Origin of the sequence: Rhizobium sp. T1470 (assembly GCF_042140505.1) — a bacterium.
In the GTDB taxonomy this organism is placed as follows: Bacteria; Pseudomonadota; Alphaproteobacteria; order Rhizobiales; family Rhizobiaceae; genus Rhizobium; species Rhizobium favelukesii.
This window is the reverse complement of sequence record NZ_CP148091.1, coordinates 813,461-827,204: the sequence shown is the minus strand read 5'-3', so window position 1 is coordinate 827,204 and position 13,744 is coordinate 813,461. Positions and strand designations below refer to the sequence as shown.

12 protein-coding genes and 1 tRNA gene are annotated in these 13,744 nt (G+C 59.4%); 6 read left to right on the top strand and 7 right to left on the bottom strand.

Translation table 11 applies throughout. The annotated features are described in order from the left end of the window. Positions 1-3: 3 nt before the first annotated feature. The 5 genes from pstB to phoR form a co-directional block, all read right to left on the bottom strand. Positions 4-819, bottom strand: a complete 816-nt coding sequence (gene pstB, locus WGT02_RS04135; RefSeq protein ID WP_024318299.1) for a phosphate ABC transporter ATP-binding protein PstB — start codon at positions 817-819, stop codon at positions 4-6. A 14-nt stretch (positions 820-833) separates the two neighbouring features. Continuing rightward, complete coding sequence (gene pstA / locus WGT02_RS04130; protein WP_024318300.1) at positions 834-2,156, bottom strand: phosphate ABC transporter permease PstA; 1,323 nt, start codon at positions 2,154-2,156, stop codon at positions 834-836. Continuing rightward, positions 2,153-3,634 (bottom strand): phosphate ABC transporter permease subunit PstC, encoded by a 1,482-nt coding sequence (gene pstC / locus WGT02_RS04125; RefSeq protein WP_024318301.1) that lies wholly within the window; start codon positions 3,632-3,634, stop codon positions 2,153-2,155. Before pstC ends, pstA begins: the two co-directional genes overlap by 4 nt. A 149-nt stretch (positions 3,635-3,783) precedes the next feature. Then, a complete protein-coding gene (locus WGT02_RS04120; protein ID WP_024318302.1) occupies positions 3,784-4,818 on the bottom strand; it encodes a substrate-binding domain-containing protein in 1,035 nt (344 codons plus the stop codon). A gap of 199 nt (positions 4,819-5,017) precedes the next feature. After that, positions 5,018-6,241, bottom strand: a complete 1,224-nt coding sequence (gene phoR, locus WGT02_RS04115) for a phosphate regulon sensor histidine kinase PhoR (RefSeq protein WP_208250508.1) — start codon at positions 6,239-6,241, stop codon at positions 5,018-5,020. Positions 6,242-6,477: 236 nt separating this feature from the next. Between phoR and ppk2 the strand changes: the two genes are divergently transcribed. Next, complete coding sequence (gene ppk2, locus WGT02_RS04110; RefSeq protein WP_024318304.1) at positions 6,478-7,359, top strand: polyphosphate kinase 2; 882 nt, start codon at positions 6,478-6,480, stop codon at positions 7,357-7,359. A 1-nt stretch (position 7,360) separates the two neighbouring features. Here ppk2 and WGT02_RS04105 read toward each other — a convergent pair whose 3' ends face one another. Continuing rightward, entirely contained in the window at positions 7,361-8,548 is a 1,188-nt protein-coding gene (locus WGT02_RS04105; RefSeq protein ID WP_024318305.1) for a hypothetical protein, read from the bottom strand. A gap of 254 nt (positions 8,549-8,802) precedes the next feature. On the opposite strand from WGT02_RS04105, the gene WGT02_RS04100 reads away from it, so the two are divergent. The 5 genes from WGT02_RS04100 to WGT02_RS04080 all read left to right on the top strand — a co-directional run bounded on the left by WGT02_RS04100 (position 8,803) and on the right by WGT02_RS04080 (position 12,433). Beyond that, complete coding sequence (locus WGT02_RS04100) at positions 8,803-9,762, top strand: nitronate monooxygenase family protein (RefSeq protein ID WP_024318306.1); 960 nt, start codon at positions 8,803-8,805, stop codon at positions 9,760-9,762. 129 nt (positions 9,763-9,891) lie between these two features. Next, a tRNA-Thr gene (locus WGT02_RS04095) sits at positions 9,892-9,967 on the top strand. A 282-nt stretch (positions 9,968-10,249) separates the two neighbouring features. Beyond that, on the top strand, positions 10,250-10,612 hold the full coding sequence (locus WGT02_RS04090) for a hypothetical protein (protein ID WP_024316691.1): 363 nt from the start codon (positions 10,250-10,252) through the stop codon (positions 10,610-10,612). 60 nt (positions 10,613-10,672) lie between these two features. Further along, the gene (gene csgH, locus WGT02_RS04085) at positions 10,673-10,978 is read left to right on the top strand and encodes a curli-like amyloid fiber formation chaperone CsgH (protein WP_024316692.1); all 306 of its coding nucleotides are present in this window, start codon (positions 10,673-10,675) and stop codon (positions 10,976-10,978) included. A gap of 135 nt (positions 10,979-11,113) precedes the next feature. Further along, positions 11,114-12,433: a hypothetical protein gene (locus tag WGT02_RS04080; RefSeq protein ID WP_208248961.1), complete on the top strand. Its 1,320-nt coding sequence runs from the start codon at positions 11,114-11,116 to the stop codon at positions 12,431-12,433. 8 nt (positions 12,434-12,441) lie between these two features. On the opposite strand, the gene WGT02_RS04075 is transcribed toward WGT02_RS04080, so the two are convergent. Continuing rightward, complete coding sequence (locus WGT02_RS04075; RefSeq protein ID WP_024316694.1) at positions 12,442-13,566, bottom strand: helix-turn-helix transcriptional regulator; 1,125 nt, start codon at positions 13,564-13,566, stop codon at positions 12,442-12,444. Positions 13,567-13,744 lie beyond the last annotated feature (178 nt).

Genomic DNA, 13,744 nt, shown 5'->3' with positions numbered 1-13,744 from the left:
CGATCAACCGAAGCGCCCCATGATGTAGTCCTGGGTGCGCGGATCGTCCGGGTTGGTGAACATCTTGTCGGTATCGTTCTCCTCGACGAGGTTGCCGAGGTGGAACATGGCGGTGCGCTGCGAAACACGGGCAGCCTGCTGCATCGAGTGCGTCACGATGACGATCGTGTAGTTCTCGCGAAGCTCGTGGATCAGCTCCTCGACCTTTGCCGTCGCAATCGGATCGAGCGCAGAGCACGGCTCGTCCATCAGGATCACTTCAGGGCTCACGGCAACGGCGCGGGCGATGCAGAGGCGCTGCTGCTGGCCACCGGAAAGGCCGGTGCCGGCTTCATGAACACGATCCTTCACTTCGTTCCACAGGCCGGCGCGCTGCAGGCTGAGTTCGACGATCTGATCCATGTCGGCCTTCGACTTGGCGAGACCGTGGATGCGCGGGCCGTAGGCGACGTTTTCGTAGATCGTCTTCGGGAACGGGTTCGGCTTCTGGAACACCATGCCGACGCGGGCCCGCAGTTCCACGACGTCGATATCCGGATCGTAGATATCTTCGCCGTCGAGCGTGATCTTGCCGGTGACGCGGCAACCGTCGATCGTGTCGTTCATACGGTTCAGGCTGCGCAGGAAGGTGGACTTGCCGCAGCCCGAAGGGCCGATGAGCGCCGTCACGGTGTTTTCGCGAATGTTCAGTTTTACGTCGAAGAGCGCGCGCTTCTCGCCGTAGTAAACCGAGACGTCCTGGCCGATCATCTTATAGGGAACGGTATTCATCTTCTGATCCAGCGCCTTCTCAACTGCTGCTTCCGTCAACATGTTCATAATGTCTACTCCGTTTACCAGCGGCGCTCAAAGCGACGACGCAAGAGGATGGCTCCGAAGTTCATGACGATCAGGAACAGGAGCAGGACGATGATGGCACCCGACGTGCGTTCGACGAACGCCCGTTCGGCTTCGTTGGCCCACATATAGACCTGCACCGGCAGGGCCGTCGAAGGATCCATCGGCGTTGCCGGAGCGTTGGCTACGAACGCGACCATGCCGATCAGGAGGAGCGGTGCGGTCTCGCCGAGCGCGTGCGCCAGGCCAATGATGGTGCCGGTCAGGATGCCGGGCATCGCAAGCGGCAGTACGTGGTGAAAGACCATCTGCATCTTGGAAGCGCCGAGGCCAAGAGCAGCCGCCCGGATCGACGGCGGCACGGCGCGAAGTGCTGCGCGGGTCGCGATGATGATCGTCGGCAAGGTCATCAGCGTCAACACCAGACCGCCGACCAGCGACGCCGAGCGCGGCAGGCCAGCGAAGTTGATGAAGACGGCAAGACCGAGCAGACCATAGACGATCGAGGGAACGGCTGCGAGGTTATTGATGTTCACCTCGATCAGGTCCGTCAGCTTGTTTTTCGGGGCGAATTCTTCGAGGTAGATCGAAGCGGCAACGCCGATCGGCAGTGCGAGGGCAAGCACGATCAGCATCAGGTAGAGCGAGCCGATCAGCGCAACGCCAAGGCCCGCGGCTTCCGGACGGCTGGAGTTGCCGTTGACAAAGAGCCCGGTGTTGAACTGCTTGTGCAGGGTACCGGTGGCAGCCAGCTGGTTCATCCAGCCAACCTGCTTGTCGTTCACCTTGCGGTTCTTTTCGTCCACCTTGAGGTCGATCTGACCCTTGTTGGCGGAGTCGATGTTGGCGTCGGCAAGCAGCGTCACATTGACCGTCTTGCCGATGAGCGACGGATCGGCAACGACCATGTCGCGCAACTGGATCGGCGCACCCTTGGAGATCATCGCTGTCGCATCACGCACATCAGGACGGCTCGATGCGTTCAGGTTCAGCGTCTTGATCATCGCGTCGCGGATGAGAACCGGGTAGTTCGCGGCAATCAGCACGGACGGATCGGTCGCCCGCTTGTTGTTCGGGTCGATCGTTTTCTCGCTGAATTCGATCGGCAACGTGATCGCCGTCTGCTGAAAGGCCGTGTAGCCCTTGCTGATGACGGTTGTCAGAAGGATTGCCAGGAAGATCAAGCCAAAGGAGATCGCGGCTATGCCATAGGCACGGAACCGGCGTTCGGCGGCATAGCGGCCCTTCAGACCGATGTCGCGACGTTCAGGCGCCTTCGAAACGACAACGCCTTGAACCGGAGAAACAATATCCGTCATTCGTACTGCTCCCGGTATTTGCGCACGATGTAGAGCGCGTAGATGTTGAGGCAAAGCGTGATGAAGAACAGCGTGATGCCGAGGGCGAAGGCGACCAGCGTCTGCGGCGAGGTAAACTCTAGGTCGCCGGTCAGCTGGTTGACGATCTTGACCGTCACTGTCGTCATCGGCTCGAAAGGATTGAGCTGGATGCGCGCTGCGACGCCCGCCGCCAGCACCACGATCATGGTTTCGCCGATGGCGCGCGAGGCTGTCATCAGAAGCGCGCCGACGATGCCGGGCAGCGCTGCGGGAAGCACGACCTTCTTGATCGTCTCCGAGCGAGTCGCACCGAGCCCGAGGGAACCGTCGCGCAGCGCACGCGGCACTGCGGTGATGATATCGTCCGACAGCGACGAAACGTACGGGATCAGCATGATGCCCATGACGATACCCGCCGTCAAAACGCTCTGCGCCTGAATGAAGTTCGTATAATTGCCAGACAGGAGGCCGCTCACCTGCGAAGACAGGTCGCGCAGGAAGGGGCCGACGGTGACGAGGGCGAAGAAGCCGTAAACGATCGTCGGAATACCGGCGAGGACCTCGAGCAGCGGCTTTGCAATAGACCGGACCCTGGGGGCAGCATATTCAGCCATGTAGATCGCCGCGAAGAGACCGACAGGCACTGCCACCAGCATTGCAACGAAACCGATGTAGAGCGTGCCGAGCAACAGCGGGATCAAGCCGAATTGCCCGAAGGACGAGCTGCCGGCACCGGCAAAGCGCGGATCCCAGACAGTACCAAAGAAGAAGTCTGCGGCAGGAACTGCCGCGAAGAAATGTGCGGCTTCCGTCAGCATCGACAGAACGATACCGATCGTCGTCAGGATGGCGATCGACGACGCCAGGAGCAGGCCCCAGAGCATGACGCGTTCGACGCGGTTTCGTGCACGGAACCGCGGAGCGACTTCGCGAAGCGCATAGAACGCGCCGGCAACGGCAAGGACGAGAACGAGCGCCGTCATGACGAGACGGCTGGAGCCGGATTCAGCATTCAGCTTCTGCGCTGCGTCGATCATGTAGGGCTGCGGCTGACCGGCAAGGGGAACACCCTTCGCAGCAAGCTTTGCCTGGAGGCCCGCCGGATCGCTGGCAGCACCGCTGATCGCCTCCGGGGTGAGCAGCGGCAGGCCGCGTGCGATCGCGCTGACCATCCCGTAGTTCAGGTTCTGCTGCGCAGCAGGCTGCGCCTTGACGTCATCCGGGAAGGCGCCACGGACGGAAGATTCAATGATTGAAGGGCTGATTGCCAGCCAAGCGCACAGCACGATCAGTGCCGGAAGTATCGTCCAGATAGCGGCATAGGCGCCATAATAGCCCGGTCGCGAATGCAGCGCGGAGGACTTGCCTCCCGCAAGTGCCGTAGCGCGGCTGCTGGCTGCCAGAAAGGCAACGGCGCCCAGCACCACGAGGCACAGGAGTATGACGGATGTACTCATTCGTAAGGTCCCCAGGCCCTTTGACCCCAAAAAGCGGAAACGGCAGGCGGACCGATCCGGCTCTCAAACTTGGAGAAGTTCAAACCCCGTACCAACTGGCGGGACAAGGCAATGCCGGCGCGATCTTGGCGATCGCGCCGGCAAGGTCATTACATGGTCTTGCCATCTTCGACCGACTTGCGGATCGCGTCGCGCTCTGCATCAGGAGCAGCAACGAGGCCGTACTCGACGAGCGGGCTATCCGGGCCGATCATCGGCTCCGAAACGAAGAAGTTGACATATTCCTTCAGGCCCGGGATAACGCCGAGGTGTGCCTTCTTGACATAGAAGAACAGCGGGCGGGAAACCGGGTACGTGCCGTCGGAGATGGTTTCGGTCGACGGAACGATACCGTTGACGGTTGCAACCTTCAGCTTGTCGGCGTTGTTTTCATAGAAGGAAAGGCCGAAGATCCCAACGCCGGTCTTGTTGGCAGCGATGCGTGCCAGGGTTTCCGGATAGTCGCCGTCGATGTCGACAGCAGCGCCGTCCTTGCGGACTGCGACGCAAGCCTTGGTCTGAGCAGCAGCCTCGGAAACCGCAGCCTTGATGACATCCAGAGCGCCGGAGGCCTTGCAGCCAGCTGCGAGAACGTTCTGTTCGAAGACTTCGCGGGTGCCGTGCTTTTCGCCCGGGATGTAGGCAGCGATGTCAACGGCCGGGAGCTTCGGATTAACTTCCGACCACTTCTTGTACGGGTTGTTGACGAGCTTGCCGTCAACAACGACCTGAGCAGCCAGAGCCTTGTAGATGTCGGCCGGAACGTAGGCAACGTCCGGGTTGGACGAGTCGGTTGCGAAGACAATGCCGTCATAGCCGATCTTCACTTCCTGGATGTCGGTTACGCCGGCCGCCTTGCAGGCATCCAGTTCCTTGGCGTTGATCGGACGCGAAGCGTTGGCAACGTCGATGGTGTCCGGGCCTACGCCCTTGCAGAATTCCTTGAGGCCCGCGCCCGTGCCGCCGGATTCGACGACCGGCGTCTTGAAGTCCTTGAAGGTTTCGCCGAAGGTTTCGGCAACGATCTTGGCGTAAGGCAGGACGGTGGACGAACCAGCAACCTGAACCTGGTCGCGAGCAACAGCCGCGCCGGCAAAAGCGGCGGAAGCGGCGAGTGCAGCGACCGTAAATTTAAAGGCGTTCATAACAATCTCCCGGGCATATAGCGGTCTGAGTGCGGCCTTGAGTGGCCCTTGGCGGTGCCGTCTTCATCAGCGGCCCGCTCTCTTTAGCCCCTGATGACCAGAGCTTTTATGTCATTTTGATGAAACATTTGTGACGTATTATACTATTGAATTTATTTGATAAAATTCGTGTGCACGGACGAACGCCTGCGGTTTTATGTCAAAAACGCACGGTGAAACTCGTTCCCTTGCCGACTTCAGACTTGACGATCAGGCGCGCCCGGTGCCGCGTCAGGATGTGCTTGACGATGGCAAGGCCCAACCCCGTGCCCTTCTTCGAGCGGCTATCCTCGATGCTCACGCGGTAGAATCGCTCCGTCAGACGCGGCACGTGCTCGGCCGGAATACCCGGCCCCTTGTCGACGACGGCGACCTCCACCGGCTCGCCCCGACCGTTCTTCAGGAACACATCGACCGCCTTTCCCTCCTGCCCGTATTTGCAGGCATTTTCTATCAGGTTTTCAAAGACCTGCACCAGCTCGTCGCGGTCGCCGAGCACCTCTGCTTTGCCTTGCGGAAGATGCAGGGCGATCTCAACGCCGACGTCATTTGCCAACGGTACCAGCGAGTCCCTCACGTGGCCGAGAAGGGGAACGAGGTCGACCTTATGATCCGGGGCGATATGTGACTTGAGCTCGAGGCGCGAAAGGGACAGCAGGTCGTCGACAAGACGGCTCATGCGGGTGGTCTGATCCAGCATGATGCCGAGAAAGCGCTCCTGCGCTTTCGCATCATTCTTTGCCGGTCCCTGGATGGTCTCGATGAAACCGCGCAGGGACGCGAGCGGCGTGCGCAATTCATGGCTGGCATTGGCGACAAAATCGGAGCGCATGCGGTCGATGCGACGGACTTCGGAAATATCCCGAAAAGAAACCACAAAGAACCGCTCATCGGCAGGCTGCTGCCCATCAAGGATCACCGGCGCGCTGCGGACGATGTAAACGCGCTCGGATGGCAGACGTTCGGAATGCTCGATCTGGTTCGGTGCATTGGTCGCAATCGTTTCACTAATCATGTCGAGGACGCCAGGCGAGCGCAGGCGAGCGGAAATATGTGCACCAGTGGTGACCTCGCCAAAAGCCTTTTCGGCGGCGCGATTCTGGTAAAGCACCGAGGCGTCGCCGGAGAGCACCATGACCGGCACATCGAGCGCCTCCAGCGTCGCGGTAACCTCGGCCAAGCGGTTGCCGGCAGTTTCGACAGTCTCGGGAATGGGTTCCAGCGGGACTTCCGGGATGATCGGAACCGCGTGCCACAAGGCCGTAATGATCATCAGTAGCAGAAGGCCGAGCACAACCCACTTGTTCGTGCCTGCGGCAAGCGCGATCAGTGCGATCAGCAGCGCCACAAGCAGGACGGGGCGCTCCTGCCGAATGCGCAAAATCAGGCTTCGTGTCCATGGCGTCTCGTTTTCCAACTGCCCCTCGCGATCTCGACTCGTACTTCTATCTTCAAACTCTGCCTGATAGCCGTGAATCATGACAGAAGTTTTCGGCTGCAACCGGCAGACGGAAAAGCCGTGACGGGAACGCACAGGAATTTCCGCAAACTGCAAGACATTTGATTTTCAACGAGAAATATGGTCGCCTGCATTCGAAGCTCACAGTGGGGGGAGAAGCCATGGCCGATGATGTCGAACGTAGAGCCGTCGAACTGGACATCCGCGGAAAGAAACGTGTCTTCGACGTCGACGATCCCGTGCTGCCGGAATGGGTTGACGAGGCTGCCTTGCAATCGGGCGACTACCCCTACAACAAAAAGCTCCAGGAAGAGGAATACCTTGAGGACCTGGAGAAGCTGCAGATCGAGCTGGTCAAGGTGCAGTTCTGGCTGCAGGCCACTGGCAGGCGGGTGTTGGCCCTTTTCGAGGGGCGAGATGCGGCGGGCAAGGGTGGCGCGATTTCCGCCTCATCGGCTCATATGAATCCTCGCCTCGCCCGCGTTGTCGCCTTGACGAAACCCACCGAACGCGAAGCCGGGCAATGGTATTTCCAGCGCTACGTTGCGCAATTCCCGACTGCCGGCGAGTTCGTGCTCTTTGACCGGTCCTGGTACAACCGTGCCGGCGTCGAGCCCGTCATGGGTTTCTGTACGCCGAAACAATATGAAGATTTCCTGAACCAGGCGCCTCAGCTCGAGAAGATCATCGCCCATGAGGGCATCTTCTTCTTCAAATTCTATCTCGATATCGGCCGCGAGATGCAACTGAAGCGCTTCCATGATCGGCGCCACGATCCTCTCAAGGTCTGGAAACTGTCGTCGATGGATATAGCGGCCCTGACGAAATGGGGCGACTACAGCGAGAAACGCGACCGCATGCTGAAGGAGACGCATACGGAATTCGCGCCATGGACGGTCATTCATGCCAACGACAAGCGTCGCGCTCGATTGAACCTGATCCGTCACATGCTGAAGACGATGGATTACGACGGCAAGGAGAAGGACGCCATCGGCAAGCTCGACGATAAAATCATCGGCGCAGGTCCCCATTTCCTGAAATAGCCTATTGCCCAGGCAGGATTCGCACGGCGTAGAGGTTGATGCCCCGCGCCTTGCCGTCGACGTCGCTGTTGATCATAAGGCTTCCCGCAGAGTTCGGCGCCAGCGATCGATCGAAGCGGACCTGGAGCAGCACATCCGACTTCTGCCGGGTGACGGAGAAGCGATGGCGGGCGCAGTCGCCGAGCGACTGGAAATCGCATTCCACGGTAATCTGCGTCGGTTCGTCGGACGTCGATTGCAGCGTGATCGCAATCGTCGAGGACTTGCCGGCCAGCTGCTGCAGCACATCGGCCGGAACGCTGATACTGACATTGCCGTCACTGCCATTGCTCTGCGAAATCAGGCGCACAGCCGGGCCGTCATTTTCCGCGACATTTTGGGTTTGAGATTGTGCGCCGGTTTTGATCTTGTCGGCGTCGGACGGCTTGAAAACCTCGATCCAATCGGCAGAGAACGAATTCTGCGGGTCGATCGCGACGGGCGCCGCATTATCGCCCGCAGCAGCGTTATCGCTGCCGCTGTCGGCGCCGTCGAAGTCTTCCGGTTGCGTGCTCGCCGGCGGATTGGCAACGCTTGTATCTCGTTCTGCAGCGGTCATCAGCAAGCCCGATGAATATACCCACCAGGCGCCCATGCCGATGAAGGCAAGAAGCACGCAGGCGACGAGCAGCCGGGAGAAGAACTTGCGCGGCTTGCGCCGAACCGCCGCGCGCTCCGGCCGGAAGTCCATCTGAGCCGGCTTTCGTTCCGCAGCCGGCGTCTCAGCAACCGGCGCAACGCCGAGATGGTCACCGCTACCGGCATGCACGCCGGCGAGGCTGGATTCGTCGTCGAAGCGCGGATCCGTGACGGAATGCTCGCGAGTCTCGCCGCCGATCGAGACGTTCGCTACCTCTTCCTCTGCCACGTGGGCAGCGGGCTTCGGCATTTCCACGACTGGTGGAACAGGAATTTCCGGCGGTCCCTGGCGCGGATGAAGGCGCTCGCGCTCCTCCGCTTCGATCATATGAATCGTCGTTTCGAGCCTGTGGCGGTGATAGGCAACCGCTTCCGCGTCAGTGATGTCCTGTTTGCGAAGACCGGCTTCGAGCGCCTGACGCGCGGACTGATAGATTTTTGCACGGACTTCGGGATTGTCGCGATCGGCATTGCTGAGCGCCGTTCTGATAGCCGTTTCTAATCCGCTCACATCCGGTCCTTTACTCTGAGACTGGGCCTTATCCCTAACAGTTCGTAAATGCGGTAACCACTGCCACAGCAAATCGCAAGCCTCACCGGGCCTCCGGATCGCATCGGCAGGGGATAACGCACGGTTGCCGCACACCTCTTATGTCCCTGCAAGAATAGCCGATATTTGTGGAATCGATAGAGCGAGCTTTTCCTCTGCCAAAGTCTCTGGTATCACATTGACGTTTTCGTAAACGTCAATTCTCACGGTGTCTCATGGCTCTGCCTCCGATCCTAACCCAGAATCTCAGATTGCCGATCGTCGCCTCCCCGCTTTTCATCATTTCGCATCCGGCGCTGACGCTGGCGCAGTGCAAGGCTGGGATCGTTGGCGCCTTTCCGGCGCTGAACGCACGGCCGGAGAGCCAGCTCGACGAATGGCTCGCCATGATCACCGAGGAGCTGGCCGCCTACAACGCTGCAAACCCTAAACGGCCGGCGGCTCCGTTTGCCGTCAACCAGATCGTCCATATGTCGAACAAGCGGCTGGAGCACGATCTCAGGCTCTGCGTCAAATACAAGGTGCCTGTTGTCATCTCGTCGCTCGGCGCCGTGCCGGAGGTGAATGCCGCGGTGCATTCCTACGGCGGCATCGTGCTCCACGACGTCATCAACAACCGGCATGCACACTCGGCCATTCGCAAGGGCGCGGACGGGCTGATCGCCGTCGCGGCCGGTGCCGGCGGTCACGCCGGCACGCTTTCGCCCTTTGCCCTCGTCCAGGAAATCCGCGAATGGTTCGACGGGCCGCTGCTGCTTGCCGGCGCGATCGCCAATGGCGGCGCGATCCTCGCGGCGCAGGCCATGGGAGCCGACATGGCCTATATCGGCACGCCTTTCGTCGCAACCGAAGAGGCACGCGCCTCTGAAGCCTACAAGCAGGCCATCGTCGATGGCATGGCGAACGACATCGTCTACTCCAACTACTTCACCGGCGTGCACGGCAACTACCTCAAACCGTCGGTCAGGGCAGTCGGCCTCGACCCCGACAACCTACCGGTCGCCGATCCCTCGAAAATGGATTTCGAACAGGCCGTCGGCGGCGCCAAGGCATGGAAGGACATTTGGGGCAGCGGACAAGGCATCGCCGCCATCAAGGCGATCGAACCGGTCAACACGCTTGTCGATCGGCTCGAAGCGGAATACGCGGCTGCCCGGGCGCGACTGTCGCTCTAGAGACCGGCAACAGATTTCCACAGCGTCGTTCTTTTTTGCCGAAGAGATGACAGGGCGCTTGAAATCTTCAAACAATGCCTGTATCAGCCCCATGCAAATCGCGGGCCGCATCGTTCGGCCGCAGGGATTGCCGCTTTAGCTCAGTCGGTAGAGCACATCATTCGTAATGATGGGGTCACGTGTTCGAGTCACGTAAGCGGCACCATCTCTTTTCAAAATCGTGTGGAAGCGTATCGCAGTCGCCCAATGTGTCGTTGAAGCGACCTTCAGGAACTCTAGAGCTCCAGCCTACCTGTCTGGCAAATGTCACTAATGGCATAGTCACGGAAACGATTGCAGCCCCCATCATCACTAAGCGACACCACATTCCTTGCCGCAAACGGGGAATTCATCCATTCCATTAGGTAAGCTTTGAAACCCGCGCGCGAGTGGCGATGCGGTAGTGTCTCTCAACCGTCAATTCCGACGGGGGAAGAGGAGAGATACAATGAAAATCAAGGGTCTAGTAATTGCAACCGTGTTTGCGCTTTCGTCGATCTCCGGCGTATTCGCTGCGGATAATCAGTCCATCACGGATCAGAGCGGCTGGGGCAACTTCGCTGGCACGGCCCAGAGTGGCAGGGGCAACTTCAGCTTCACTGGCCAGCGCGGCGGCTGGAATGACGCATCAACTGTTCAACATGGCAGATACAACGAATCCGTAACCCTACAAAGAGGTTTCGGTAACGAATCGTATACCGAACAATCGGGCAGAGGAAACATGTCTTTTACCGGTCAGTTTGGCGTTGGCAATGACTCTCAGACCTATCAGTCCGGCGTCGGCAACAAATCCATCACCATTCAACACTAGTCGAGTTCAGTTGAAGGTCAGCGGCGATGCCGCTGACCTCTTTCGCTACGGAGTCCTACAATGATTGCGGCCCTCCCACCCGTACATTGCATCATCGAGCACCATAAGGAGACTGGCGGCGCCATGACCCTGGTCCCGACGATCGAAAGCGATGGTCGCGGTGAAGGAAGCTACCAGTTCGAGATCTTCTCGAATTCCAATGGCAACACCTCAAGCAATGTTCAAGGCGGTGATTTCCAGAAGGCTGACCCAGGACGGCTTGCGCTTTCGCGATCGACCGTCTCCGTGTCGCCGAACGGATGGAGCGCCCGGCTCACCGTCTTTGGTCCGAACGGCGAGAAGCTCTGCGTTGTGTCGGTGCCGTGACATTTATGCACCGTTCGCATGATCTTCCCGGCGGAGGAAACCGCGGCTAATTGATTGTATACTAAATTATAATAGTAATAGACCTCGGTGTGTCGTGCCGGCGTGCTTCGGCGGCCATATTGGGGTGACGAGAGAATGCGGATCTGCCTTGCCGTTCAGTCGCACAAACTGGCTGCGATCATGGTTGCGGCTCTGGCAAGCCTTGCAAGCACCACCTCCATTGCAGTTGCGGACGACATCAAACTGACGCCAACGGCGCAGAATGAGGAACCCGTAGCAAGCTTGCAGATCGGGACGGGGATCAACTGGTTGAGCCTGCCAAGCTGGGGTTCGCGCCGGCCCGATTTCTTCGGAAGCGGAGACAGCAGGGTCGTTGACGATGGCCTCAACCTCGGCATCAGCCTGGATCTGCCGCTTGGGCAGATTGGATCGCAGCCGTTTATCCTGGAGTGGAACGGCAGCATCGCAGACCTTTCTTCCGGTTCCACGGACCGAACGAGCCTTGCCGGGCAAAATTCGCTGAACCTGAGCTTCGGGAACTCGGCGAACGGCAGCATCAATACTCTGACGGCATCACCTACGGGTACGCTGCCTGCGGCCGCGGTGGCAGATGTCACGGTAAACGACAGCGCGGGGGGGACGGCGCACATCCACTCGGCCGCGTCATCGGCGCTTGCAGATGGCCGGATTACACAATTTGCTTCGAGCAGTTCGGTTGCCGGCGGCGTATTTACCGCGCTCGTGACCAATGGCGGCACCCCAAGTGCCGCAGCCTATGCTGCCTATGCCGACAATACCGGTATCACTCTGCGAGCAATCGGCGACCTCAGCAACAGCGCAATCATCGATGAGCGCAGCGAGGATGCCACTGTCATCGATCAGACACTGCTACTCGGCGCTCCGATCGATCTCCAAGGCGGCTGGACGATTACGCCCAAATTCGGCCCGATGTATCGCTCCATCGATCGCGACGTGGATTTTCGCAGGACACTCGTCATAGGGGCCAGCATTCCTGGCACGGTAGTCCCCGAGATCGGCGTCGGGCAGACCGACGAACTTGATGCGCGCTATGTCGGCGCCCTCGCGGAACTGGGCATAAGCAGGGCGCTGCAGCCGGATCTCAGTGTCTCGTTCGATGCGAGATTTGGCGGCGCCTACCTCCATTCCCACTATCGAAGCCATTACTCTGCGATTCTGCCGAGCGTATCGACTGGCGCTTTCGACTTTGTCTCCGAAACGCGCGATGACGCCAGCCTGCTTGCCGGCGTGGGCGCCGGGCTGCGCTACGCGCCAAGCGAGAACCTGGTGGTCGGCTTGGACGCCGGCGTGAACTTCGTCAACAAAGTACCGACGATCAACTATGTCGCGGATGCCGGTGGTGGTGTATCGCCCACGATCGGAATGAGTCACGCGATCGACTACAACGTTTCCGTCAGCATTACCTGGCGGTTCTGAGCAACACGTCAGCACATCGCGGAAAGCATCGACAGGCAGTGGAGAAATTGCGTCTGCCGGTTCACCCCGACGCGGGCCATCGCGGAGGCAAGCTGGTTGTGGACCGTGTTCTTTGAGACCCCGCGTTGCCGCGCGATCTCCGATGCCGTTTCTCCCCTCAAAAGGCAATACGCAAGATCGGCCTCTGTCGGTGTCAGGCCAAAGATGGACTTGATGGTGTCTGGCGCCAACAGGCTGTTTCCACCAAGTTCGCGTATCGTGAGCATGTAAACACGCTCGTTGGTGGCAAAGACGTTCTTGAATTGCGATCCTAGGCCAACGCGTCCCGACAGCGCATCGACGCTGACGAGCCATTTGATGTTCTTCACTTTGTCCTCGACCCAGGCAACATGGCGAACGCGTCCATGCGACGCCGCCATGCCGATCAGTCGAGCAACCTCATCCTGAAGAGTGGTATCGACAAAATCGATCACCGAGTCGCTGTATTCGACGAGCAGATGCGACGCTTCGACAAATTTCTCGAAACTGCCATTCGCCAGGCGCACCTGATAGTCTTCCGTGATGATTGCAGAGGGTGCCGAGGAACTGAAGAAGGCACTCTCCATGTGCGCGGATTTCTCCCGCTCCAGAAGTGTCGTTTTCTGTATTGCAAAGGCCGTCTGAAAGTGCGGCAGCAATTTCATCAGCGTTTCGGCCGCTCTGTCCGTATCGCTTCGACCTCCCCGATCGAAATGAAGCACGAGTGCAATGCGGCGCCCGCCTTCCTTGACGAGGACGAGTATAAGAAGGCTGCCCTCGGCACCAAAACATTCGTGCACGGGCACGTCCCATTGCGGATTGAGCTTGGCCTTCAAATCGATCGTCAGGAACGCCCCTTGCCCCAGGGTGAGCGTCGCTGCATGCAATGCGGCGATCATCTGCGGATTGCAGAGGGAGGCTTTCGGAACGCCCTTTGCAAACACGCTCGCACGCCGATCCTCCGCCCCTTTGAAGCCCACAACTGCACCTGCGGCAGCCTTGGTGATGTCGATCAACTCCGCTATGACCTTTTCCCATTCGGGCGGACTCACGACGGTTTCGTAGATCAACTGTACCAGGGGCAAGCAGATGTCTTCACCAAAGCTATTGATCATCGGACCCACTCCAATGCTGTGGCGAATTTCCAGAGTTTCACGTACGGCCCGCGTCGTTTCATGACGCCGTCCGCCCGATATTGCATACAGCAGCACAATTGCCGCGCTTTCACCTTTATGAATGTTTCAGGCTACCTTCATCGCGGTCCGACCGTGCGGTCGAAGGTGGTTCCCAGCC